Annotated in this window: 20 protein-coding genes and 1 tRNA gene; 8 read left to right on the forward strand and 13 right to left on the reverse strand. The window is 60.6% G+C overall.

The features are described 5' to 3' along the window. Positions 1–197: 197 nt before the first annotated feature. From ppsA to BMZ24_RS14725, 5 genes are all read left to right on the forward strand, one after another. Positions 198–2,609 (forward strand): phosphoenolpyruvate synthase, encoded by a 2,412-nt coding sequence (gene ppsA / locus BMZ24_RS14705; RefSeq protein WP_092193520.1) that lies wholly within the window; start codon positions 198–200, stop codon positions 2,607–2,609. Between the two features lie 380 nt (positions 2,610–2,989). Next, the gene (kamA, locus tag BMZ24_RS14710) at positions 2,990–4,303 is read left to right on the forward strand and encodes a lysine 2,3-aminomutase (RefSeq protein WP_092193521.1); all 1,314 of its coding nucleotides are present in this window, start codon (positions 2,990–2,992) and stop codon (positions 4,301–4,303) included. Continuing rightward, a complete protein-coding gene (gene ablB / locus BMZ24_RS14715) occupies positions 4,293–5,150 on the forward strand; it encodes a putative beta-lysine N-acetyltransferase (protein ID WP_092193522.1) in 858 nt (285 codons plus the stop codon). The genes kamA and ablB overlap by 11 nt, the downstream gene beginning before the upstream one ends. Further along, the gene (locus BMZ24_RS14720; RefSeq protein WP_092193523.1) at positions 5,107–5,994 is read left to right on the forward strand and encodes a YitT family protein; all 888 of its coding nucleotides are present in this window, start codon (positions 5,107–5,109) and stop codon (positions 5,992–5,994) included. The genes ablB and BMZ24_RS14720 overlap by 44 nt, the downstream gene beginning before the upstream one ends. Positions 5,995–6,172: 178 nt before the next feature. Continuing rightward, on the forward strand, positions 6,173–7,501 hold the full coding sequence (locus BMZ24_RS14725; RefSeq protein WP_161949179.1) for an HD-GYP domain-containing protein: 1,329 nt from the start codon (positions 6,173–6,175) through the stop codon (positions 7,499–7,501). 136 nt (positions 7,502–7,637) lie between these two features. Here the strand turns inward: BMZ24_RS14725 and BMZ24_RS14730 are convergent, their stop codons facing one another. The 3 genes from BMZ24_RS14730 to BMZ24_RS14740 form a co-directional block, all read right to left on the reverse strand. After that, positions 7,638–8,327 (reverse strand): HD-GYP domain-containing protein, encoded by a 690-nt coding sequence (locus tag BMZ24_RS14730; RefSeq protein ID WP_092193525.1) that lies wholly within the window; start codon positions 8,325–8,327, stop codon positions 7,638–7,640. A gap of 69 nt (positions 8,328–8,396) precedes the next feature. Then, positions 8,397–9,521 (reverse strand): GGDEF domain-containing protein, encoded by a 1,125-nt coding sequence (locus BMZ24_RS14735; protein ID WP_143077926.1) that lies wholly within the window; start codon positions 9,519–9,521, stop codon positions 8,397–8,399. Positions 9,522–9,687: 166 nt separating this feature from the next. Further along, on the reverse strand, positions 9,688–9,891 hold the full coding sequence (locus tag BMZ24_RS14740; protein WP_092193527.1) for a hypothetical protein: 204 nt from the start codon (positions 9,889–9,891) through the stop codon (positions 9,688–9,690). A 523-nt stretch (positions 9,892–10,414) separates the two neighbouring features. Between BMZ24_RS14740 and BMZ24_RS20215 the strand changes: the two genes are divergently transcribed. Then, complete coding sequence (locus BMZ24_RS20215) at positions 10,415–10,552, forward strand: hypothetical protein (RefSeq protein ID WP_225940522.1); 138 nt, start codon at positions 10,415–10,417, stop codon at positions 10,550–10,552. A gap of 25 nt (positions 10,553–10,577) precedes the next feature. Then, positions 10,578–10,877, forward strand: a complete 300-nt coding sequence (locus BMZ24_RS14750; protein WP_092193529.1) for a putative quinol monooxygenase — start codon at positions 10,578–10,580, stop codon at positions 10,875–10,877. Between the two features lie 44 nt (positions 10,878–10,921). Here BMZ24_RS14750 and BMZ24_RS14755 read toward each other — a convergent pair whose 3' ends face one another. Continuing rightward, positions 10,922–11,563, reverse strand: coding sequence for a YqaA family protein (locus BMZ24_RS14755; protein ID WP_092193530.1), 642 nt, complete (start codon positions 11,561–11,563; stop codon positions 10,922–10,924). A 135-nt stretch (positions 11,564–11,698) separates the two neighbouring features. Here BMZ24_RS14755 and BMZ24_RS14760 point away from each other — a divergent pair, with 135 nt between their 5' ends. Further along, on the forward strand, positions 11,699–12,487 hold the full coding sequence (locus BMZ24_RS14760) for a class I SAM-dependent methyltransferase (protein ID WP_092193531.1): 789 nt from the start codon (positions 11,699–11,701) through the stop codon (positions 12,485–12,487). 85 nt (positions 12,488–12,572) lie between these two features. Here the strand turns inward: BMZ24_RS14760 and lon are convergent, their stop codons facing one another. The 9 genes from lon to dnaX all read right to left on the reverse strand — a co-directional run bounded on the left by lon (position 12,573) and on the right by dnaX (position 23,758). Next, on the reverse strand, positions 12,573–15,020 hold the full coding sequence (gene lon, locus BMZ24_RS14765; RefSeq protein WP_092193532.1) for an endopeptidase La: 2,448 nt from the start codon (positions 15,018–15,020) through the stop codon (positions 12,573–12,575). 35 nt (positions 15,021–15,055) lie between these two features. Further along, positions 15,056–16,306: an ATP-dependent Clp protease ATP-binding subunit ClpX gene (gene clpX / locus BMZ24_RS14770; RefSeq protein ID WP_092193533.1), complete on the reverse strand. Its 1,251-nt coding sequence runs from the start codon at positions 16,304–16,306 to the stop codon at positions 15,056–15,058. Between the two features lie 32 nt (positions 16,307–16,338). Further along, positions 16,339–16,935, reverse strand: a complete 597-nt coding sequence (gene clpP, locus BMZ24_RS14775) for an ATP-dependent Clp endopeptidase proteolytic subunit ClpP (RefSeq protein ID WP_092193534.1) — start codon at positions 16,933–16,935, stop codon at positions 16,339–16,341. A 191-nt stretch (positions 16,936–17,126) separates the two neighbouring features. Then, positions 17,127–18,434: a trigger factor gene (gene tig, locus BMZ24_RS14780; RefSeq protein WP_092193535.1), complete on the reverse strand. Its 1,308-nt coding sequence runs from the start codon at positions 18,432–18,434 to the stop codon at positions 17,127–17,129. A 182-nt stretch (positions 18,435–18,616) separates the two neighbouring features. Next, positions 18,617–18,699: transfer RNA gene (locus tag BMZ24_RS14785), tRNA-Leu, on the reverse strand. A gap of 109 nt (positions 18,700–18,808) precedes the next feature. Then, on the reverse strand, positions 18,809–20,983 hold the full coding sequence (gene recD2, locus BMZ24_RS14790; RefSeq protein WP_092193536.1) for an SF1B family DNA helicase RecD2: 2,175 nt from the start codon (positions 20,981–20,983) through the stop codon (positions 18,809–18,811). Positions 20,984–20,987: 4 nt separating this feature from the next. Beyond that, on the reverse strand, positions 20,988–21,593 hold the full coding sequence (recR, locus tag BMZ24_RS14795; protein WP_092193537.1) for a recombination mediator RecR: 606 nt from the start codon (positions 21,591–21,593) through the stop codon (positions 20,988–20,990). Positions 21,594–21,602: 9 nt separating this feature from the next. Then, entirely contained in the window at positions 21,603–21,899 is a 297-nt protein-coding gene (locus BMZ24_RS14800) for a YbaB/EbfC family nucleoid-associated protein (RefSeq protein WP_092193538.1), read from the reverse strand. Then, entirely contained in the window at positions 21,896–23,758 is a 1,863-nt protein-coding gene (dnaX, locus tag BMZ24_RS14805; protein WP_092193539.1) for a DNA polymerase III subunit gamma/tau, read from the reverse strand. Before dnaX ends, BMZ24_RS14800 begins: the two co-directional genes overlap by 4 nt. Positions 23,759–23,761 lie beyond the last annotated feature (3 nt).

Raw genomic sequence — 23,761 nt, forward strand, 5'->3', positions numbered from 1 at the left:
GAACGGTAACAATCGAATTATTTTCTTTCATTCCAGATTGTTGGAACCAGAAAAATCCCGATGAAAATCTGCACGCAGGCATCCGTTTCATCCATCCAGCCTGCCTTAAAGCACATCCTGAGTTGCACAATTCACATTGCCGTGAGATGGATAAAGAGACGTGATCATACCCCTTTTGCGCCCCAAGGAGGACTGCCGTGGAGAAACAAAAAGCCTTTGTGCTCTGGTTTGACGAACTCGGAATAGAAGACGTTCCGCTGGTCGGCGGAAAAAACGCAAGCCTTGGCGAAATGTACCGCAATCTCGTGCCCAAGGGCGTCCCCATACCAAACGGTTTCGCGGTCACAGCCCATGGATATCGCCATCTGCTCAAAGCTTCCGGGGCCATGGACAAAATCAAGGCCATGATGGAAGGGCTCGACACCCACGACATGGACAACCTCATGGAACGCGGCAGCCGCATCCGCGCCCTGATCCGCAATCTGGAGATACCGGCGGACCTGCAAAGCGCCATCATCAGCGCCTACCGCAAACTGGAGCAGGCCTACGGCCCGAACGTCGACGTGGCCGTGCGCTCCTCGGCCACGGCCGAGGACCTGCCCGACGCCAGCTTCGCCGGTCAGCAGGAGACCTATCTGAACATCCGTGGCGCCGAGGACCTGCTGGACGCCTGCCAGCGCTGCTTTGCCTCTCTTTTCACCAACCGGGCCATCTCCTACCGTCAGGACAAGGGCTTCGACCATTTCTCGATCTCGCTGTCCATCGGCGTGCAGAAAATGGTGCGCTCGGACCTTTCAGCCAGCGGGGTCATGTTTTCCATCGACACCGAGACCGGCTTCAAGGACGCGGTCTTTCTGACCGGCGCCTGGGGCCTGGGCGAGAACGTGGTCCAGGGCGCGGTGAATCCCGATGAATGGTACGTCTTCAAGCCCACGCTCAAGAAAGGGTTCAAACCCATCATCATGAAGCGGGTCGGCGGCAAGGCCATCAAGATGATCTACACCACCGACGCCAAGGCCCCGACCAAGAACGTGGCCGTGCCCGAAGAGGACCGGCGCAGGCTGGTCATAAATGACGAGGAGGTCGTGGCCCTGGCGCGCATGGCCTGCACCATCGAGGAGCATTACAGCACGCATCGCGGCCAGTTCACGCCCATGGACATCGAATGGGCCAAGGACGGCCAGACCGGCGAGCTGTTCATCGTCCAGGCGCGGCCGGAGACCGTGCATTCCCTGAAAGACATGGCCGTCCTCAAGAAATACGTGCTGCTGGAAAAAGGAGAGACCTTGGTCCAGGGCCAATCCGTGGGTGAACTCATCGGACAGGGGCCGGTCCAGGTCATCAAGTCGGCCCAGATGATCCACACCTTCCGCAAAGGCGAAGTACTGGTCACGGACATGACCGACCCGGACTGGGAGCCGATCATGAAGATTGCCTCGGCCATCGTCACCAACCGTGGCGGCAGGACATGCCACGCGGCCATCGTCAGCCGCGAACTGGGCATCCCCTGCATCGTCGGCACGGGCAACGCGACCACAAGGCTCGCCCAGGGCGAGGACGTGACCGTGGACTGCTCCGAGGGCTCCATCGGCAGTGTCTACCGGGGCCTTGTGCCCTTTGAGGTCCAGGAGACGGATCTTGGCACCCTGCCCAAGCCGAAGACCAAGATCATGATGAACCTCGCAAGCCCCGAGCAGGCCTTCGAGAAGAGCTTCATCCCCAACGAAGGCGTGGGCCTTGCGCGGGAGGAGTTCATCATCAATTCCTACATCAAGATCCATCCCCTGGCGCTCCTGAACTATGAAGACCTGCCTGACGACATTCTCAAACGCGCCATCGCCGACATGACTTCGGGATATGCGGACAAGGCGGAGTTTTTTGTCGACAAGCTGGCCGAAGGGGTCGGGATGATCGCGGCCGCCTTCTATCCCAAGCAGGTCATCGTGCGCCTCTCGGATTTCAAGTCCAACGAATACGCCAACCTCATCGGCGGCAAGCTCTTCGAGCCGCAAGAGGAAAACCCCATGATCGGCTGGCGCGGGGCGTCGCGCTACTATTCCCCGGACTACAAGCAGGCTTTCGGACTTGAATGCCGGGCCATGAAAAAGATCCGCGAGGAAATGGGGCTGACCAATGTCGAGATCATGATCCCCTTCCCACGCACCGTGGAGGAGGCGAAAAAAGTCATCGAGACCATGGCCGAGTTCGGCCTGAGACAAGGCGAGAACGGACTTAAAGTCATCGGCATGTGCGAGATTCCATCCAACGTGATCATGGCCGAGGAGTTCCTTGAGGTCTTCGACGGCTTCTCCATCGGCACCAACGACCTGACCCAGCTCATTCTGGGAGTGGACCGCGATTCGTCGCTGGTGGCCCACGTCTATGACGAACGCAATCCTGCCGTGAAACGCTTCGTCAAGCAGGTCATCGAGGTCGCGGTCAAAAAGGGCAAGTACATCGGCATCTGCGGACAGGCCCCGAGCGACTACCCCGAGTTCGCCCAGTTCGTGGTCGAGTGCGGCATCGAGTCCATGTCCCTCAATCCCGACACGGTCATAAAGACCACCCTGATCGTGGCCGAGCTTGAAAAGAAGCTGGGCCACGGCTGACTTCTTCCCGGGGCCGGCCGCTTCGGACACGGCCGGCTCCGGGTTCCCGCACTCTGAAACGCGCTTGCGACCTTCCAAGCAAATCCATTGCTCACCGAAAAATACACGCCCTCCTGTCGGGTACACCCGCGTACCCGAAACACAACCCTCGCATCCCCTTGATCAGAAATATTTTACATGATCTAAATTGCCAATCCCGCGACCAAAAAAAGCTTCATTTAAATCATTACAAATTTCTGCAGATAGCAGAACTTGGTTCTTTTTTAAAAGAGCTGCTTTGTCTTTGACTTTTTTCCGACCCGTCAATCACACACTGTAATTCTCAAATATTTTTTTCTGGATATCATTCAGAAAGAAAATGTCGCGGAGAAGGAGATCCAATGCAAATATATTCTGAAAACCAGCGTCGCCTGGCAAAGATCATTGCGGAAGACGCCACCCGTTCCAACTGGACGGATTGGAAGTGGCACGTGCGCAACAGCATCAAAAGCATCGAAGGGGTCGAGCGCCTGCTCGGCATCCGATTTACCGAGAAGGAGCGGGCTGCGCTCAAAAACACCACTGAAAAGTTTCCCATGGCCATTACGCCATACTATCTGTCCCTGATCGAGCCCAAGGACTATCGCAACGATCCCGTGTTCATGCAGGCGTTTCCCTCCACCGACGAACTGCGCATCGAAAGCCACGACATGAGCGACCCCCTGCACGAGGACGAGGATTCCCCCGTGCCCGGCCTGACCCACCGCTACCCGGACCGGGTACTGCTGCATGTCAGCAACACCTGCGCCATGTATTGCCGCCACTGCACCCGCAAGCGCAAGGTCGGCGACCGTGACTCCATCCCGAGCCGCGACGATCTGCGCCTGGGCATCGAATACATCCGCAACACTCCGCAGGTGCGTGACGTGCTCCTGTCCGGAGGCGACCCCTTTCTGCTCTCCGACGACATGCTCGACTGGCTTCTGACCGAGATCGGCGGCATCGAGCACGTCGAAGTCGTGCGTATCGGCACCCGCACCCCGGTGGTTCTGCCGTACCGCATCACCGATGATCTGGTCGAGATGCTCAAGAAGCATCATCCGCTCTGGATCAACACGCATTTCAATCATCCGGCGGAGATCACGGCCTCATCCAAGCAGGCCCTGGCCAAGCTGGCCAATGCAGGCATTCCCCTTGGCAACCAGAGCGTGCTCCTGGCCGGAGTGAACGACTGCCCGCGCCTGATCAAGGTCCTGAACCACAAGCTGGTGCGCAACAGGGTGCGTCCCTACTATCTGTATCAGTGCGATCTGTCCGAGGGCCTGACCCATTTTCGCACGCCCATCGGCAAGGGCATCGAGATCCTTGAGAGCCTGCGCGGCCACACCAGCGGCTTCTCCATTCCGACCTACGTGGTCGATGCTCCGGGCGGCGGCGGCAAGATCCCGCTCATGCCCAACTACATCATCTCCTGGACCGCGAACAAGGTCGTGCTGCGCAACTACGAGGGCGTCATCACCACCTACCACGAGCCGGCCCACTACGAGCCGACCTACTGCGACCGGGAATGCAAATCCTGCAACCTGCAGTTGCGGGAGGCCGACGCCGAGGAGAAGGCCATCGGCATCGAGAGCCTGCTGGCCGACTGGGACGACACCCAGAGCCTCACCCCCGAGGAGAACGAACGCATAGGGAGGCGCACTGATGCAGCCTGACAGCATGATCCGCATGACAGGAGCCCTGCTCCAGCACGGACCGGCCAGCGACCGTGTCTATCTGATGAAACTGGCGTCCCCGGATGTGCCGCGCATCATCCGCTTCATGGAACAGTTGGCCTCGACCAACGGCTACACCAAGCTCTTCGCCAAGGTGCCCGGACCGGCCGAGGGCTGGTTCAGGGCTCAGGGCTTCAAGGTCGAAGCCAGGGTCCCGAACATGTTCAACGGCAGCCAGGACGGCTGCTTCATGGCCAAATACCCCAAGCGCGAACGCTCCGTCATCCGCAGCCCGAAGCTGGTGCAGGAGGTGCTCAGCACCGCCAGGGAGCAGAGCGTGCAAAATGGACGCACCCTGCCCGAGGGCTGGACCATCGGAGCCATGAAGCCCGAAGACGCAAAGGCCATGGCAGGTCTCTACCGCCGTGTCTTCGAAACCTACCCCTTCCCCATTGATGATGAAGACTACCTTCTCTCAACAATGGAATCACATGTGCGCTACTTCGGTGTGCGCGATGCCGAGGGAAACTTGACAGCCCTGGCCTCGGCTGAAATGGATTGCTCCTCCGGGAACGTGGAAATGACCGACTTCGCCACGCTGGCGGAAAACCGCGGCAAGGGGCTGGCCTGCATTCTCCTGGCGCACATGGAAAAGGAGATGACAAAAGCCGGAATCGACACCGCCTATACCATCGCCCGGGCTCATGCCACCGGCATGAACATCGTTTTCGCCCGGCAGGGATACTCCTTCGCCGGAACCTTGCCCAACAACACCCAGATCAAAGGCGATCTTGAGAGCATGAATGTCTGGTACAAACCCCTTGAGGCCCGTGATAAAACGCTTTGACCTGGCTTACTCCATCCGCTGGAACCTCTTTCTGATCACCAGCGGAGCGCTCCTGTGCGCCTTCGCCATGAAAGGCATCGCCATTCCCCAGCAGTTCATACCGGGCGGTTTTTTCGGCGTGGGCGCGCTCATCTATTATTCGACGGGATGGCTGACCCCGGGCATCCTCTTCTTTCTGATCAACCTGCCCGCCTTCATCCTGGGCTGGTACAAGCTCAGTCCCCGTTTCGTGCTCTACAGCCTCTATGGTCTGGTGGTCATGACCGTGGCTTTCGAGCTCATGAACGTCACCGTCGAGATCCATGACCAATTCTACGCGGCCGTTGCCTGCGGCGTGCTGAACGGCCTCGGCGGCGGTCTCATCCTGCGTTCCCTGGGGTCGGGAGGGGGGCTGGACATCCTGGCGGTCTATCTCTTCCAGAATTACAACATCGGCGTGGGCAAGGTCTATTTCGGCTTCAATCTCGGGCTGTTCCTCCTGTGCCTGACGATCATGCCCGTCGATCTGGTCATCGTATCCCTGATCCTGGTCTTCATCTCCTCGGTCATGGTCGAACAGACCCTCTCGCTCTTTTCGCAGCGCAAGGTCGTCTTCATCATCTCCGATCATTCCGAAGCCATCAGCCAGAGCATCCTCGACTCCCTGAAGCAAAGCGCCACCTTTTTAAAAGGCATGGGAGCGTTCAGCAAACGCGAAAAGAACGTGCTCATGACCGTGGTCAACAACATCCAACTCAAGAAACTCGAAGAGATCACCTTCACCCACGACCCGCAGGCCCTCTTCATCGTCGAGAACACCTTCACGGTGCTGGGTTCGAGTTTCTCCAAGCGCAAGATCTACTGACCACGAAAAACGCCCACAAACAGACTTATACATCCCTACAGCCCCCCGTTGCCGCGATGCGTGCAATCGGGGGCTTTTTTGCGCATAACAGGGCATGACATCGACCAGCAGAGCGGGTACATACGCCCTTGCATCATCGCGCCCCCGCGCCCTCATGAACCGACCTTCGGAGGAAGGCATGTTTTCCTCGCGCAACGTTCCCCTTGTCACCTACGTACGCCGCACCCTTGTCGCCAGACTGGCCATCATGGCCACGGTCATCGCGGTGGCCATGGCCGTCTTCGCCTACGTGGCCGAAGAGCGCATGCTCAAAGAGGAAATCGTGACCGAGGCCCGGGCGGACATCGGGGAACTGGTCGCAAGGACCCGGGAGATCGTGGCCCAGACGGACGCCAAACCGGCGGCAGCCTTTGACCGGGCCCTGGGCGAATTCGGCGCCACGAGGCGGCTCACCACGCGCGGCAAGATCGTTTACGCCAAGTTCAGCGGACGGGACAAAGCGGAAGTGCGGGAATACCTGGATACGACTTTCGCCGAGCATCAGGCGGTCTGGGAACAAATCCACGCGGACGGAGCATCCGCATCCACGGAACTCCCCTGGGTCGAGACAAAGCGCATCGCGGATCTTCTCGCGGTCCACGCCGTGCTGCTCCTGGGGGATCCCGCGCGAGGCGAGGCGGGAACGGCCGAGATCGTTTTCATCCCAGCCCCGGCCGTTGTGACCTCCATGAAAAGGAAATCCGTCTTTACCGCCGGCATCGTGGTGCTTATCACCCTGGCCACGACCGGAATCCTCTACCCGGTCGTGCTGCGCCTGACCAACCGGCTGGTGGCCTTCTCCCGCAACATGCAGGCCGCGAACTTCGAGACCCTGTCGCTGCTCGGGTGCATCGTCGCCAAGCGTGACAGCGACACGGACGAACACAACTACAGGGTGACCATGTATGCCCTGCGCATGGGTGAGGCCCTTAACCTGCGCACGCCCCAGATGCGCGCCCTGACCATGGGCGCCTTCCTGCACGACGTGGGCAAGATCGCCATCAGGGACGACATCCTGCTCAAGCCTGGCAGGCTCACACCGGAAGAATTTGAAATCATGAAAACCCATGTCCGGCACGGTCTGGACGTCATCGCACGCTCGACCTGGCTGCGCGAGGCGCGCGAAGTGGTCGGCGGACACCACGAAAAATTCGGCGGCGAAGGCTACCCCGGCGGCCTGGAAGGAAAGGAGATCCCCCTGACCGCACGCATCTTCGCCGTGGCCGACGTCTTCGACGCCCTGACCTCGCGCCGGCCATACAAGGCACCGCTCAGCTGCGGGGAAGCGCTTGACATCCTGGAACAGGGCCGCGGGACGCATTTCGACCCGGAGGTCGTGGACCTCTTTGCGGGCATGGCCAAATCCCTGTACGAGCATTACGCACACAAGACCGGAAGCGACCTCAAGGCCGAACTCATCGACATGTCCTGGAGATATTTCCAGCACGATGCCGACACCTTGATCTGATCACCCCAAAATCACGGATGCTCCACAGGCAGCCGCCCACTTTTCACGCTCCGGCGATGAATGCGCCTCCCGGGCATCTGGTGCGGGCGTCTGGCCCCCGCATATCGTTCATCCCGCAAATGGTCCGCCTCACCTCTCAACCGGCGATACGAACCTCCCCGCGCATCCCCTCGATCCAGGACAGGACCTGGTCGCGTCCCTGCTGGAACGCACGGACCACCCTTGGATCATACATTTTTCCAGCCTGGCCCATGATCTCGGCCTCGGCATGTTCAAAGCTCATGGCCCCCTTGTAGGGGCGTTCCTGCATCATGGCCGAAAGGCTGTCGGCCACGGCCAGGATTCGCGCTCCCATGGGGATGTCGTATCCACTCAATCCGTCCGGATAGCCGAGACCGTCATAACGCTCGTGATGATGGCGGATCATGCGCGCCACTCCGCTGTGCCCGTTCAGGGCCTTGACCGGCTGCACGATGGCCTCGCCGATGAGCGGATGGCGTTTTATGACCTCGAATTCCTCCCGCGTCAGCGGTCCGGCCTTTTGCAGAATGGCGTCGGGGATGCCGATCTTGCCGATGTCGTGCAGATGTCCGGCCAGATGGACCAGCTCTGCCTGGGCGGGGGTAAAGCCCATGTTCAGGGCCAATATCTGACTGACAACGGCCACTTCCTCGGAATGGGCGCAGGTCCACGCGTCTTTGGCGTCCACGGCCCGCCCCAGGGATTCGGCAAACTGGTGCAAGGTCAGCACCAACGGAGCACAAGGCCCGGCAGTTCCCGGAAACGTCCCGGACGTATTCGGCAACCGCCCAAGAATATTGAACATATATTTCCTTACATCAAGAAATGATGAATTGATGGCCCGCGGGCCGTGTACGTTTGAACCGGCGGCGCCCTAGAAGCGGCTGCACGGAGCCGTGGCGGCCCCTTCAGTTCGTTCGGTGACAACCTGGTTTCCGCCCAGGTCCTTGGCCCTGTAGAGGCAGCTGTCGCAATGATGCACCAGCTCCGACACGCTCGATCCACGCGCGGGAGTCCATGCGCAAAGACCGATGGAGACCGTGCAGTCAGCGTCATTGGCCGCCTCGAAGCGGACGCGGATTCGCTCACACGCTTTCAGGCAGGCGGAAAATTCGAAAGCACGGAAAATGACGCCAAACTCATCCCCTCCAAATCTGAACCCGACATCAACGCCTTCCCGCACCGACTGGGCGATGATCCGACCCAGCGCCGCCAGCACCTCGTCACCGGCCTGGTGCCCCCGCGTATCGTTGACCCGCTTGAATCCGTCACAATCGATGAGCGCCAGAAAAACGCCAGCGCCTCGTGACGGATCGCGCAAGGCATCGGGCAGAAAGCGGTCGAAATAGCGACGGTTGTAAAGCCCGGTCAGCGGATCGCGGTAGGACATCTCCTCGAAAAAGCGTTTGCGCAGATCACTTTCGTCAAGCCGTACCCGCAGCGCCTTGGTCTGGGACTCGATGTGATGGGCCATCCAGTTCATGTTGCGCCTCAGGCGCAGCATTTCATGCTCGTCATCACCTTCGGCGCCCACCGCGAAGCGCGCTCCGTAGCGGCCTTTTTGAATCTGCGAGCAGAAGTCGTTCAGGGCGCGCAGATCGCGAAGGACCAGAAAAAAGGCCCCGGCACGGCTCACCGGAGCCAAAAGGCCAAGCCCCAAGGCCAGGCCGAGAACCAGCATGCTGACAGGATCGACGGCAATGCCGGACTCGATCAGGGCCAGGATAGCGGCCATGGGCAGCAGCACGAGGACAAGCAGCAGCAGGGCCATCCGCCTGACGATTCCGATGCGCGACAGCCAGGATGCCTGACGCCCTCCCCCGAACCGCGCTTCGGTCCAGGCAGCGCCCCGGTGCGATTCGCGTCCCGAAGTTCGAAGCGGCACGGTCGGGCCGTCCTGCCGAAACTTCAGCACTTCGATCCCTCTCTCCCATACGGGCAAGTTCCCGGCGCGGCGCATCCGCCCCCCGCCTTGCGCCAGACGCAACTCTTCAGACACAGACGCCGCAGCCGCTGACCGGAAACCCGGTCCAGGCAACGCAAATCGGCGGCCCCCAGATGCCCCTCGGCCAAAAGCCGCGTCAGCGTGGCCTCGGACATTTCAATGCGCAACGATTCGATTCCCTTGCAATGCATAAGCAAACCCCGATCAACTGTTCGTATTGTCAACCTTTCCTGGCCCGCACGTCAGGCGCGTCAGCTTCGTCTGAGCCCTGAAGGCCGCCACCCGCCGAAACCTCCCGGTCATGAGCGCCGCAAGCGCCCAGCACCCATGACCGCGCCCCCATCGCTCCGCTCGATTTCTTGCGCAAACGATGCATGTCCTGAACCGAAAACAACTCCGAACCGTTATCCAACTTGAAACACATGCTTCCTCCCTGTCACTTTTCTTGTTCTCCCGGCTGCGGCGGACAACTGTTCCGCGTCCGCCTCTTGTGTGCCTGACGCATAATTAGACAAGGCTAATTATACAGGCCTCACAAAATTCCTGGGCCAAATCTTCATCCGGACATACTCGACACTAAGCACCTAATCTAGAGAAGCACCGGCTCATCAGCCACACTTTAAACGGTACAAACATATTAGACATGACTAACTATTTAAGCGACGAATTAGTCCCCGCACAGCCGGCTGTCAACGAAAAATTTCGCAGCGCATCCCCTGCCTCCTCATCCTGGTTCAAGATCGCCAAGGCTGATTCCAGGGCACACTCTATTCCGAAATGCACCAGGCAAGCCAAATGCGAATCACCCGGCTGGCAATTCCTATTGGCAGACCCGGCCGGGCCTGATACCGATAAAAAAATCAGGAGGACACATGCCCGATTGCGAGTTGACTACCAAGTGTCTATTTTTCAATGATAAAATGGCAAACATGCCAAGCACGGCAAGCATGATGAAACGCAAGTACTGCCAAGGGGATTTCGAGCAGTGCGCCCGCTACATCGTGTGCAAGGCCCTGGGCAGGGACAAGGTGCCGGCCGACCTGACCCCAAGCCAGGTGGACAAGGCAAAACAAATCATTCGCTGATCATCGGCGCCGGAGGAAGCAGTTCATGTTCGTCGTCATTGTGGATGTCGTGACCAGGAAGGAATTCGCCGATGATTTTCGAGAGGCGGTGATGCGGCAGGGGAATAATTCAGTCACCAGGGAAGAAGGTTGTCTCGGGTTTGAAATTCTGCAGGATCCCGAAAATCCGGCCAACTTCACCCTCTACGAAACCTACACCGATGCGGCCACGTTTTACGATGTGCACCGCTCAACGCCCCATTTCAAGGACTATGCGCTCTCAACCGCCCCCTGGGTGGAAAGCAAGAGCATGCGCGTTCTGACCAAAATCTGGCCTGCTGCCTGACGCAATCCGGGCCGACCGGACACGTCCATTGCGGCCTGACTCGGCTAAAGATATTTGATGGCCGCAAAGCCCAGAATGGCCAGGACGACCAGGGCCGAGGCGGCCAGCTCGAAATGCCTTTCCATGAAAGGCTTGATGCGCGCCCCGAACAGACGGATGAGCCCGGCCACCAGGAAAAAGCGCGTTGCCCTGCCCAGTACCGAAGCCAGCACGAATTGGCCCAGATCAAAACTCATCATGCCCGAAGCTATGGTGAAGACCTTGTACGGGATGGGCGTCACCGCGGCGACCAGCACGCCGAAAAAACCGTAATTTTCGTACCAGACGCGGACCATCTCGACCACGGCCTCCCCATGATACATGCGCACGATGGGCAGGCCTACCGTCTCCCAAAGCCCCCAGCCGATGAAATACCCGAGCAATCCACCCACGACCGAGGCCGCGGTGCACCACGCGGCCAGTTTGAACCAGCGTCCGGGCGTCGAAAAGCACAGGGCGATGAGCAGTACATCGGGCGGCACCGGAAAAAAAGAACTCTCGGCAAAGGACAGGAGCACCAGGGCCGGCAGGGCGTAAGGCGTGGCGGCCCAGTGCAGGGTCCAGTGGTAGAGCTTGCGCAAGGGGTTTCGCGTGGCGCGGGCCTGGGCCAGATCGTCCGTGGCGGTGGTGGAAGCTTCGTGTTTCATTGCGCTGGCAGACCAGCATAAAAGAGCCGGGACCACAACAAAAAAACTCGCGCCTCATGCTCCCGCGCCGCTTTTCTTTTGCCCTCGTTTCCCGCACAGTCCGGTCCGAAAGTTCACCATTTTCCCGGAAATATCATGACCAGCCCCAAAACCCGGCCCACGCCCGAAAAAGGCGACGCAAAGAGTTCTCAAGGACGCCTCGTGGGGCTGCCCTGGCCGCTGCCCGCGCTTGTGACCTGGGGTGCCTGCTGGGCGCTGTTCCTGAGCCTGCACGCCCTGCAAACTCCAATTCCGTGGAGCCTGACCCTGGCCACGAGCTTTGGACTCGCGGCCAGTTCCATGGCCGTCTCCGTCTGGCGCAAATTTTTCATCGCCGCCGGCTTCCCCCTGTCCCTGGCCGCATCAAACCTCGGGACCGGGCTTCCGCCCTGGATCTGGCTCATCCCGCTCGGCCTTCTGCTGCTCCTCTATCCCATGAGCGCGTGGCGGGATGCTCCGCTGTTCCCCACTCCCAAGGGCATTCTGGACGGCCTGGACAAGATCGCGCCGCTCAAGTGCACGGATCGCATTCTGGACGCAGGCTGCGGAGTGGGCAACGGGCTTTTCGAACTGTACCGTGTCTACCCCATGGCGCAGATCGACGGACTGGAAAAAAGCTGGCCCCTGCGCATCGTGTGCACCTGGCGCTGCCCCTTCGCCCGAGTGCGCCACGGAGACATCTGGAAGGCCGACTGGTCGGGCTACTCCATGGTTTACATGTTCCAGCGCCCTGAAAGCATGGGCCCGGCGGCAGAAAAAGCCCTGCGTGAACTTTCGCCCGGTTCCTGGCTGGTCAGCCTGGAATTCGAGGCGTTGGCCCTTGAACCTCTTGTCGTGCTGCGCAACCGCGAAGACAAACCAGTCTGGGTCTACCGCATGCCTTGAACACGCACCCGCCCGGCCCAATACAAACGAAAACCCCCAGCGCGGAAGCGGTGGGGGTTTTCGAAATTGTTTCGGAAACGTCGCGTTATTGCGGACTTGAGAACTCATGTCCCTTGTGCAGTGCCTTGGAGACCGGGATGATGTCGGCGGAAGGACAGAAAAGCGTCTCCATGGTGACATCCTTCAAGGCCTCGCACAGCACCTGATCCATGTTCTCGACGAACACTATCTCAAGGTCCTTCAGGATGACCTTGGGCACTTCCTTCAGATCCCGCTCGTTTTCCTTGGGCAGCAGAACCCGCGTGATGAGACCGCGATGCGCGGCCAGAAGCTTGTCGCGCACCCCGCCGATGGGCAGAACTCGGCCGCGCAGGGTGATCTCCCCGGTCATGGCCACGTCGTTCCTGACGGGAATGTCAAGCAAGGCCGAGGCCAGACAGGTGGCCAGCGTAATCCCGGCCGAGGGCCCGTCCTTGGGGGTGGCTCCTTCGGGCACGTGAATGTGGGTGTCGATTTCCTTGTAGAAATCCTTGCGCAGCCCGAAGAACTCCGAGCGGGAGCGGATGTAGCTGATGGCCGCCTTGGCCGACTCCTGCATGACATCGCCAAGCTTTCCGGTGATCTCGATCTTGCCCGTGCCGGGCATGAGCGCCACTTCCACAAAGAGCAGTTCGCCGCCGACCTGCGTCCAGGCCAGGCCCGTGGCCACACCGACCTGGGCCTCCTCCTCGCGCTGGCCATGGCGAACCTTGGGTACGCCAAGATAGGAGCCAAGCATGGACTTGGTCACGGCCACGGTCTTGTCCATGTCCCCCTCTTCCACCAGGGCCCTGGCCACCTTGCGGCAGACCGAGGCCAGCTCGCGCTCCATGTTGCGCACGCCGGATTCGCGGGTGTAGCGGCGGATGATCTCAAGGATCGCGCCCTTGGACATGCTCAGATTTTCAGACTTGAGGCCATGCTGCTCAAGCTGCTTGGGCAGCAGGAAATCCGAGGCGATGCGTTCCTTCTCCGTCTCAAGATAGCCGGGGATGGTGATGATCTCCATGCGGTCCTGCAAGGGCAGCGGAATGGTCTGGAGCGAATTGGCCGTGGTGATGAAAAAGACCTGGGACAAGTCGTAGTCCATGTCCAGATAATGGTCGTTGAAGGCGCTGTTCTGTTCCGGATCGAGAACTTCAAGAAGCGCGGCCGAAGGGTCTCCCCTGAAGTCCATGCTCATCTTGTCGACCTCGTCCAGGCAGAAGACCGGATTGTTGGTCGAGACACGCTTGAGCGACTGGATGATCTTGCCCGGCAGAGCCCCGACATAGGTCCGGCGATGACCGCGGATCTCGGCCTCGTCGCGCACGCCGCCCAGCGACAGGCGCACGAATTCGCGCCCCGTGGCCCGGGCGATGGACTTGGCCAGGGAGGTCTTGCCGACGCCGGGAGGGCCGACCAGGCAAAGAATGGGACCTCGCAATTTTTTGACCAGGGCCTGCACGGCCAGGTATTCGAGAATGCGCTCCTTGGGCTTTTCAAGGCCGTAATGGTCGTCATCCAAAATTTTCTGCGCCTGCTTTATGTCGATGTCCACGTCGCGGACCACGTTCCAGGGCAGGGCCAGAATCCAGTCCACGTAGTTGCGCAGCACCGCGTACTCGGCCGAGGACGGAGGGGTCTGGCGCAGCTTCTTCATCTCGGCCATGGCCTTGGCGCGAGCCTCCTCGGGCATGTCCTTTTCCTTGAGCTGGACTTCGAGCTCCTCCATGTCCGCCTTGGGATCGAAATCCCGGCCCATCTCCTTGTGGATGGCTTTGAGCTGCTCGCCGAGGTAGTAATCCTTCTGATTCTCCTCCATCTGCTTCTTGACCCGGCCCTTGATCTTCTTCTCCAGGGAAAAGACCTCGACCTCTTCCTGGATGAGTTCATAGACCCGCTCCAGACGGCGGACGGGATTGCGCAGTTCGAGAACGCCCTGCTTGCGATCGTAGGTAGCCTTGAGATGCGGGGCGATGCTGTCGGCCAGGCGGCCGGGCTGGGACACGCTGGTGATGGCCAGGATGGTCTCCTTGGCCAGCTTGCGGTTGACCTGGGAGTATTCCTCCACCGCCTCATGGGTGGCCCGGACCAGAGCCTCGCCCTCCATGGGATTGCCTTCCAGATCCGGCAGCGCGGAGGTCCGCACCATCTGGATGTCGTCCTCGATCATGAGCCCGCGCTCATGGTCGAAGGACGCACGGTACAACCCCTCGAAGAGCACCTTGATGGTCCCGTCGGGCAGACGCAGCATTTGCAAGACCTTGCTGACCGTGCCCACTTCATAGAGGCCTTCCACGTCGGGTCGTTCCTGTCCGGGATCTTTCTGGGCGACCAGAAAAATCCTCTTCTCGTATCTGTCCAGGGCCATCTCGATGGCCTTGATGGAGGAATCCCGGCCCACGAAAAGAGGCACTATGGACTTGGGGAACATGACCACTTCGCGCAGGGACATGACCGGAAGGATCATGCTCCCGTGAGTGGATTTTTCAAAAACTATGGCATCGGTCATGGTTGATCTCGCGGGTCTTGGCCGACCACGGATGGTCAGGCGCTCTTGGCCTCTGGCTTGAACAGGAGCAAAGGTTCCTTGCCCTCTTCCACCACGGCCTTGTTGATTACGCACTCGGTGACGTCCTTGGTGGACGGGAGAGTGTACATGATGTCAAGCATGATGGATTCCATCACGGACCTGAGGCCCCTCGCCCCGGTTTCCAGCTTGATCGCCTTGGAGGCCAGGGCCTTCAAGGCATTGTGCGTGAATTTGAGTTCCACGTTCTCAAGCTCGAACATCTTCTGATACTGTTTTACCAGAGCGTTTTTGGGTTCCTGCAGGATGCGCATCAGATCTTCCTCGTTGAGTTCGGTGAGGGAAGTGATGACCGAAATGCGCCCTGTAAATTCAGGAATAAGTCCGAAACGGATCAAGTCCATGGGGTGAACCTGCTTGAGCAGGCTGTCGGTGTTGTCATCCTGCTTGCGGCGCATCTTGGCGCCAAAACCCATGCTCGAACCCTGAACGCGCTGCTTGACCATGTCGTCCAGTCCGATGAAGGCACCGCCGACAATGAAAAGAATGTTCGAGGTGTCGAGGCGGATGAATTCCTGCTGCGGATGCTTGCGGCCGCCCTTGGGGGGGATGTTGGCCACGGTCCCTTCGATGATCTTCAAAAGCGCCTGCTGCACGCCCTCGCCGGACACGTCGCGGGTGATGGACGGACTGTCGGACTTACGCGAAATCTTGTCGATCTCGTCCACGTAGATGATGCCCTTGGCCGCCGACTCCAGATTGTAGTCGGCGTTCTGTACCAGCTGGACCAGGATGTTCTCCACGTCCTCGCCCACATACCCGGCCTCGGTCAGCGTCGTGGCGTCGGCGATGGCGAAGGGCACCTTCAGGATGCGCGCCAGGGTCTGGGCCAGCAGGGTCTTGCCGGAACCCGTGGGGCCGATCAGGAGGATGTTGCTCTTGTCGAGCTCCACGTCATCCTTGACCAGGGAGTGATACTTGATGCGCTTGTAGTGGTTGTACACGGCCACGGACAGGATCTTCTTGGCGTCGTCCTGTCCGACCACGTAATCATCCAGGGCGGCCTTGATCTCCTGGGGCAACGGTATGTCCGAGGAATCAAGATCTTCCTTGCGATTGTCATTTTTCAAGATGTCATCGCACAGGGCAATGCATTCATTGCAGATGTATACATCCGGACCGGCAATGAGCCTCAGCACTTCGTCCTGTCCCTTGCCACAAAAAGAGCAGGTCAGATCCTTGCCGGTTCTTTTTTTTCTTTCCGCCATGGTTACCTCAAAATTCTAAAAAATTCCTGAATCTATTCAAGTTCCTTGCGGGAGGCCAGAACCTGATCGATGAGACCGTAAGTGCAGGCTTCTTCCCCGCTCATGAAATAGTCCCGTTCCGTGTCCTGCTCGACCTTCTCCAGCGTCTGGCCGGTGTGACTGGCCAAAATCCCGTTCAATTCGCCGCGCAGCCGGATGATCTCCTTGGCCTGGATGGCGATGTCCGTCGCCTGGCCCTGAAATCCGCCCATGGGCTGATGGATCATGATGCGCGAATGAGGCAGCGTGTAGCGCATGCCCTTCTCGCCGGCCGCCAGGAGCACCGCCGCCATGCTCGCGGCCTGGCCGATGCACAGGGTAGCCACGGGCGCGGAGATGTACTGCATGGTGTCATAGATGGCCATGCCGGCCGTCACTGCCCCGCCGGGAGAGTTGATGTACATGTAGATCTGCTTCTCCGGATTCTCCGACTCCAGAAAAAGCAGCTGGGCGCAGATGGAGTTGGCGACGTGATCGTCGATGGGAGTGCCCAGAAGCACGATGCGGTCCTTGAGCAGGCGGGAATAGATATCGTACATCCGCTCGCCGCGGCCGGTGTTTTCAATGACGAATACGGAATTACTGACCATGAAAGCTCCTAAAAAACAAAAATGGGGACTGACACCAAAGATTTGAAAAATAACGATCCGGGGCAGGGTGTCAAGGGCTGTGTGCGGGGGAGTCGCGGGTCACCCGCCTTGACCTGCACATTGCCTGCCAGATTGAACGCGGACTTCCCGGAAAAGAAAAGGGGCCGGGTCAAGCCCGGCCCCCCACGAAACTATGCGTTCGGGGCTGCTGCCGGGGGAACCGTGGTCACCGTGGCGTTTTCGTAAATAAGTTCCATGGCCTTGTCGGCCAGAACCCGATCCTTGAGCGGGATCATCAGGTTGTGCTGCTCATAGTAATCCTTGATGGAGTGGAAGTCCTGACCGGTGGACGCGGCCATCTTCTGCAGGACCATATCCACTTCCTGGGGATCGACCGTCAGATTTTCGGCGTTGGCGATGGCCAGGAGCACCAGGGATGACTTGACCACGTCCTCGGCCTGGGCGCGGTTCTCTTCGCGGAGCTCGGCGGGAGTGCGGCCCAGGGAATCAAGGCTCTTGCCCTGACGCTCAAGCTTGCCCTGCAGCTCGACGATCTGCTTGTCGATCTGCTCTTCGACGATGCTCTGCGGCAGCTCGAAGCTGACTTCGGCCTTGATGCCGTCCAGGAGCTTCTTCTGAGCGTCGCCCTTGACCAGCTGCTTGCGGGTCGAAACGTAGGACTTCTCGATGGCGTCCTTCAAATCCTGCACGGAGGTGTAGCCGCCGGCAAGCTCGGCGAAGTCATCGTTGATCTCGGGCAGGTCGCGGACCTTGATGGCATGCAGGGTGACCTGCATGGACACGGTCTGGCCGGCCAACTTGTCGTTGATGAAATCCGCGGGGAAAGTCAGTTCGCTTTCCTTGCTTTCGCCGGGAGTCATGCCGATGACGATGTCCTCGAACTCGGGCAGGGAATTGCCTTCGCCCAGGGGAAGCTCAAACTTGTTGGCGGCGATTCCTTCCATGGCGGCCCCGTCCTGGAAGGCCTGGAAGTCGATGACCGCGATGTCGCCGGTGACGGCGGGACGCTCTTCCTTGATGATCACGGTCTTGGCCATGTTCTGACGGATGCGCTCGATGACGTCCTCGACCTGCTGCGGATCGACGACGACGTCCTCCTCCTCGACGGCCAGGCCTTTGTACTCGGGCAGGTCGAAGGAAGGCGCGATTTCAAAGGAAAAGGAATAGGAAAAATTCTCGTCCCGCTCCATTTCCTTGGCATCGACATCGATGCGGGACAGGGGGGAGAGCTTGAGTTCGCCCAGGATATCATTGATATGATAGTTGATCAGGTCGGTCGTGGCTTCGCCGTAAATCTGCTTGCGGTACTTGGCCTCGACCACGGAGGACGGGACCTTGCCCTTGCGGAAACCCTTGATCTCCGCACCCTTGCGGTACAGGGCCACGGTAGCGGCCAACGCGGCATGCACTTCCTCGACGCTCACTTCCACCGCCACCTTGCGCTTGACCGGGGAAAGTTCTTCGACTTTGTATTCCATGACTCCACTCCTTAGGTGATGGGCGCTCCCTCGGGGGCCCGGATAATCGATATTTCGCGAGAGGCGGGCGTGGGCTTACTCCCTCGGCGTGCCCGTTCCCGTCATTTCCTCAGTACGTCCGAATTGTCTTGTCCCTGGCATCGCGGGCATTGAAGCCTCTGGTCCGGGATCTGTCATTTTTTTGGTGCGGGCGATAGGATTCGAACCTACAAGCTTTTGGCGTCAGCTCCTAAGGCTGATGCGTTTACCGTTCCGCCACACCCGCAATCCACAAAAGAGACTCCATAGACAAGCTTTCACGGGCCTGTCAACGCATCTCACGCACCCAAATCCGGGATTTCGGCCCCATTCACCCGTTCTTTCAGCCCCTTGGATCAGATTTGATGCTCTTTTGCCAGACGCACGGCCAGGGACGTGTGACGCTGCCGACCGCGCTCGTTGCCCAGTCCCATGTGCATGGCCCGGCGCGAACCCATGAGCACGGCCAGCTTCCTGGCCCGGGTCAATCCGGTATAGATCAGGTTGCGCTGCAGGAGCATGTAATGCTGCGAAACCACCGGCATGACCACGGCCGGATATTCGCTGCCCTGGCTCTTGTGCACGCTGATGGCGTAGGCGAGGCCTATCTCGTCAAGCTCATCGAAACCATACTCCACCTCCCGGCCGTCAAATTCCGCGACCAGGGTCTCATCCTCCGGATCGAAGCCGAGTATGCGCCCCAGGTCGCCGTTGAAGACTTCCTTGTCGTAGTTGTTCCTGAGCTGCAGGATGCGATCCCCGACCCGGTAGGCCCGCTGCCCGCGCAACAGCTCCCGTCCCTGCGGGTTGAGGCGTTCCTGCAGGAGGCGGTTCAAGGCGATGGTCCCCACCTCGCCCTTGTGCATGGGCGTCAGCACCTGCACGTCGGTCATGGGATCAAGCCCGTACGCTTCGGGGATGCGCTCGCAGACCATACGCAGGACCAGGGCCTGCAATTCGAGCAGGTTCTCCTTTTCGACCCAGAAAAAATCGGCCTTGGGCGGAGCATGCGGGCTGCCCAGGGGAAATTCGCCTTCATTGATACGGTGCGCGTTGACCACGATCATGCTCTCCCGCGCCTGGCGGTAGATGTGCGTCAGCCGCACGGCCGGAATCACGCCGCTCTCGATCATGTCTCCGAGCACATTGCCCGCGCCCACCGAAGGCAGCTGATTCTCGTCGCCGACGAAAACCAGGCGGCAGGTCAGGGGCAGCGCCCGCAGAAGCGACAGGCACAGACCGCAGTCGAGCATGGAGACCTCGTCCACGACCATGACGTCGGCGGAAAGCTTCTTCTCTTCGTTGAATTCGAACCCCGTGGCCGGCTGATAGCGCAGCAACCGGTGCAGGGTCGTGGCCGTGAATCCGGTGGCCTCGGCCAAGCGCTTGGCGGCCCGGCCCGTGGGTGCGGCCAGGGAAATCTTCAGCCCCAGAGCCTTCAAGGCCCGCACCACGACACGCGTGATCGTCGTCTTGCCCGTGCCCGGCCCGCCCGTGATGATCGAAACCTTGTGCCCGCAGGCCGACTCCACCGCGGCCCGCTGCTCTTCCGACAGGGTCAGGGACTGACGCTGCTCCTCATGCTCCACGGCCCTTGAAATCTTCTCCGGGGCGATGCGGCTGACGTGATCGAGCAGCCCCTGCAGGCGCGACGAAATCTCGCGCTCGGTCCGGTAGAAATAGGTCAGGAAAACGGCCTCGGCCACGCCCTTCTCCGGCAGGGGCTCGATGACCAGGCGCTTGCGTTCGGCCAGGGCGTCGATCTGCTCCTCGATGAGCTCCAGATCATGACAGCCCAGCAGCTTGGCCGCCTCCTCCGCCAGGACCGGACGCGGCAGGAACATGTGCCCGGCCCCGTCGGCCACCTGACGCAGGCAATACTCCACCCCGGCCTCCAGACGCTGCGGCGCGTCCTCGGCAAAGCCGAGTTTGAGCGCCACCTCGTCGGCGGTGCGAAAACCGATGCCATGGATGTCATAGGCCAGATCGTATGGATTGGCGCGCAGACGCTGCACGGCGTTCACCCCGTAATGGCGGAAAATCCGGTGGGCGAAGGTCGTGGCCACTCCGTGAGTCTGCAGGAAAAGCATGAGCCCGCGCACCTCGCGCTTCTCCTGCCAGGATGAAATGATGGTCCTGAGCTTGGCCGGGCCGATGCCCTCCACTTCAAGAAGCTGCTCGGGATCCGAATCCATGATGTCGAGAATCTGGCTGCCGAAACGGCTGATCATGCGGTCGGCGGTCTTCTCGCCGATGCCCTTGATCGCCCCGGAGCCCAGAAAGCGGCGAATGCCGTTTATGGACGCGGGCAGAAGATGTTCGCAGGTATCGGCCTTGAACTGCCGCCCGAACTTGGGGTGCTCGACCCACTCGCCCGACATGCGCAGGGACTCGCCCGGAGCCACGTCACCCAGAAGCCCGACCACGTTGATCTGGCCGGGTTCGGACGGAGAGTCCACGCGCGCGATGACGTAGCCGTTTTCAGGATTGTGGTAGACGACGGTGACGACTTCGCCCGAAATGGTGCTCATGGGGCTACAGGGACTGCCTGTGCTTGAGGGACTGTTTCAGGGTTTCGCGGTCCACGTATTTGAGTTCCGAACCCAGCGGGATGCCCTGGGCCAGACGGGTCACGGACACGTTCGGAAAGCCGCGCGTCAGCAGGTTGTGCACGTAGGAGCCCGTGGCTTCGGCCTCCATGGTCGAACCCAGGGCCAGAATGACTTCGCGCACCTGCCCTTCACGCAGGATGGATTCAAGGCTGTCCAGTTCGAGGGCCCTGGCATCGATCCCGTCCAGCGGGGACAACAGGCCGCCCAGGATCAGATAGCGGCCCTTGAATATGCCCGATTCCTCCATGACCATGAGGCTGTCCCACTCCGAAACCAGGCAGAGCTGCTCCGGCGTCCTCGCGGGGTCCGTGCAGAGATGGCAGGGGTCGCTGTCGGCCAGGCCGTGACAGCGAGAGCAGATGTGCAGGGCGCTGCGCAGGCCCTCGATGTCGCGGCCGAAAGAACGCACGGACTCCTCGGGCCATTTGAGCAGGGTCAGGGCCATGCGCAAGGCGCTTTTGGGCCCCACACCGGGCAGGGCCGAAAACTGATCGACGATCTTTTGCAAAGGGGAAGGAAGACGCTGCACCCGGGCTCCCTAGAAAAGACCGGGAATCTTCATCCCGCCGGTGATCTGGGCCATCTCGCCCTGCATCAGGTCCTTGCCCTTCTTCAGGACTTCGTTGACGGCCGACAGGACCATGTCCTGAAGCATGTCCACGTCCTCGAGCACGGCCGGGTCGATGACCACGGACAGAATCTCGCCGGCACAGGTCGCCTTGACCGTGACCATGCCGCCGCCCACGCTGGTCTCCACTTCCTTCTTGCCTATCTCTTCCTGAGTGCGCAGCATTTTCTTCTGCATCATCTGCGCCTGTCTGATAAGTTCGTTCATATCTCGCTCTCCTTGGAATTTCCGTTTGATAGGGGCCGGACCTCGACGATCCGGGCCTGAAATTTTTCCTGAGCCTCCCGCACAACGGGATCGACCAGCGCCATCTCGCGCAGTTCCGTGCGGGTCTTGCGCACCGACTCCGCCGGAGCATCAACCCGCAGCGTCACTCCCGGACCGAAGTAGGCGCGCGCCGCTTCCGTCAGCAAGGGCATGCTGGCCTTGAGACGGTCGCACAGAAAGATGTGCCGGCTCGTCATCACCAGCTCCGATCCCCGAAGCTCCCCCTGCGCCTTGTCGAGCCCCGGCAGAGGCTTTGCCCCCTCCGCGCGTTTGGAGCAAAAGGCCACGAAGCCATCCCAGCTCTTGGGCCCGGCAGGCACGGCCTGTGCGGCAGGCACGGCCTTTGCGACAGACGGAGCCTGCGTCGAGGACATGGGCGGAACCGCGCCCGGGCCATCGGCCCGGCTCTTGAAATCCGCCTGCGCTTCCCGCAACGACATGTCCGGCCCTGAAGCCGGGGCAAACGCCCCGGACGCCGCGGGCCGTGACATAGCCCTGGACGATTCGAAAGACTGCGAACCCGTTCGCGCAGGTCCGGCCGGTGCGACGGGCGCTGGCTGGGCGGCAGGCGCGGCCTGGGCGGCAGGCGCGGCCTGGGTTGGGGCGGCAGATGCCGAAACCGGCCGGGGCGGGGCGGGACGGCCGGGGGCCGCTCCGCGACCGGAATCGCCGCCGGGCCGGGCTTCTCCGGCGCCCATGGCCAACAGGTCCGGCAGGCACGCCAGATTGAGCAGCAAAAGCTCCAGGGCCAGGGCAGGCTCCATGCTGGTCAGCACCTTGCGCTGGCTGTCCATGGTCATCTGCCAGGCCGCATGCAAATGCCCGAGGGAAAATCCGGGCGCGACGGAGGCCCAGATGTCCACTTCCTCGGCCGGAAGGTCGATGATGCTCCGCGCGGCGTCGCCCATCTGATGCAGCAGGAAAAGATTGCGCCAGCAACCGGCCAGCTCGCGCAGGAAAAAGCCCAGGTCCACGCCCTGATCCAGGATCTGGGTCAGCAGGGCGTGCAGGCCCTGCAAATCGCGGGACTGCACGCATTCGATCAGGCGCACGAAAACCTCGCCACCGGCCAGGCCCAGCACCTCGCGCACGTCGTCCAGGGTCAGGGAATCGGAACCCAGGGCCATGACCTGGCCCAAAAGCGACATGCCGTCTCGGACCGATCCGGCCCCGCGCCGGGCGATGAGGGTCACGGCGGAAGGCTCGGCAGGCATGGATTCACGGGTGAGCACGCCGTCCAGATGCCGCACCAGTTCGGCCTGGGGCAGACGCTTGAAGACGAAATGCTGGCAACGGCTGATGATGGTCTGGGGAAATTTTTCCGGCTCCGTGGTGGCCATGATAAAGGTCACATGGCCCGGAGGCTCTTCAAGGGTTTTAAGGAGCGCATTAAAGGCCTGCTTGGAGAGCATGTGCGCTTCGTCGATGATGATGACCTTGTAGCGGCACTCGAGCGGCGCGTAGCCCACGTCTTCCTTGAGGCGGCGGACATTGTCGACGCCGGTGTTGGAAGCACCGTCGATCTCGACCACGTCCACGGCCGAACCCAGGGTGATCTGGCGGCAGATCGGGCACTGGTTGCAGGGCTCAAGGGCGGGGCCGTTCAGGCAGTTCAGGGCCTTGGCGAAAATGCGGGCCAGGGTGGTCTTGCCCACCCCGCGCGTCCCGCTGAACAGATAGGCCGGCGCGACCCGTCCGGTGGACGCAGCCCGGGAGAGGATGCGCTTGACAGCGTCCTGGCCGGCCACTTCTGCAAAACTCTGAGGGCGGTAACGGGCGGTAAGGCTTTCCTGACTCATGGT

It is taken from the genome of Desulfomicrobium norvegicum (assembly GCF_900114595.1).
GTDB lineage: Bacteria > Desulfobacterota > Desulfovibrionia > Desulfovibrionales > Desulfomicrobiaceae > Desulfomicrobium > Desulfomicrobium macestii.

Coding starts and splice junctions, on each gene's coding strand:
- kamA (WP_092193521.1), top strand. CDS start 2,990: ATGCAAATATATTCTGAAAACCAGCGTCGCCTGGCAAAGATCATTGCG.
- ablB (WP_092193522.1), top strand. CDS start 4,293: ATGCAGCCTGACAGCATGATCCGCATGACAGGAGCCCTGCTCCAGCAC.
- BMZ24_RS14720 (WP_092193523.1), top strand. CDS start 5,107: ATGTCTGGTACAAACCCCTTGAGGCCCGTGATAAAACGCTTTGACCTG.
- BMZ24_RS14725 (WP_161949179.1), top strand. CDS start 6,173: ATGTTTTCCTCGCGCAACGTTCCCCTTGTCACCTACGTACGCCGCACC.
- BMZ24_RS14730 (WP_092193525.1), bottom strand. CDS start 8,327: ATGTTCAATATTCTTGGGCGGTTGCCGAATACGTCCGGGACGTTTCCG.
- BMZ24_RS14740 (WP_092193527.1), bottom strand. CDS start 9,891: ATGTGTTTCAAGTTGGATAACGGTTCGGAGTTGTTTTCGGTTCAGGAC.
- BMZ24_RS20215 (WP_225940522.1), top strand. CDS start 10,415: ATGATGAAACGCAAGTACTGCCAAGGGGATTTCGAGCAGTGCGCCCGC.
- BMZ24_RS14750 (WP_092193529.1), top strand. CDS start 10,578: ATGTTCGTCGTCATTGTGGATGTCGTGACCAGGAAGGAATTCGCCGAT.
- BMZ24_RS14755 (WP_092193530.1), bottom strand. CDS start 11,563: ATGAAACACGAAGCTTCCACCACCGCCACGGACGATCTGGCCCAGGCC.
- BMZ24_RS14760 (WP_092193531.1), top strand. CDS start 11,699: ATGACCAGCCCCAAAACCCGGCCCACGCCCGAAAAAGGCGACGCAAAG.
- lon (WP_092193532.1), bottom strand. CDS start 15,020: ATGACCGATGCCATAGTTTTTGAAAAATCCACTCACGGGAGCATGATC.
- clpX (WP_092193533.1), bottom strand. CDS start 16,306: ATGGCGGAAAGAAAAAAAAGAACCGGCAAGGATCTGACCTGCTCTTTT.
- clpP (WP_092193534.1), bottom strand. CDS start 16,935: ATGGTCAGTAATTCCGTATTCGTCATTGAAAACACCGGCCGCGGCGAG.
- tig (WP_092193535.1), bottom strand. CDS start 18,434: ATGGAATACAAAGTCGAAGAACTTTCCCCGGTCAAGCGCAAGGTGGCG.
- recD2 (WP_092193536.1), bottom strand. CDS start 20,983: ATGAGCACCATTTCGGGCGAAGTCGTCACCGTCGTCTACCACAATCCT.
- BMZ24_RS14800 (WP_092193538.1), bottom strand. CDS start 21,899: ATGAACGAACTTATCAGACAGGCGCAGATGATGCAGAAGAAAATGCTG.
- dnaX (WP_092193539.1), bottom strand. CDS start 23,758: ATGAGTCAGGAAAGCCTTACCGCCCGTTACCGCCCTCAGAGTTTTGCA.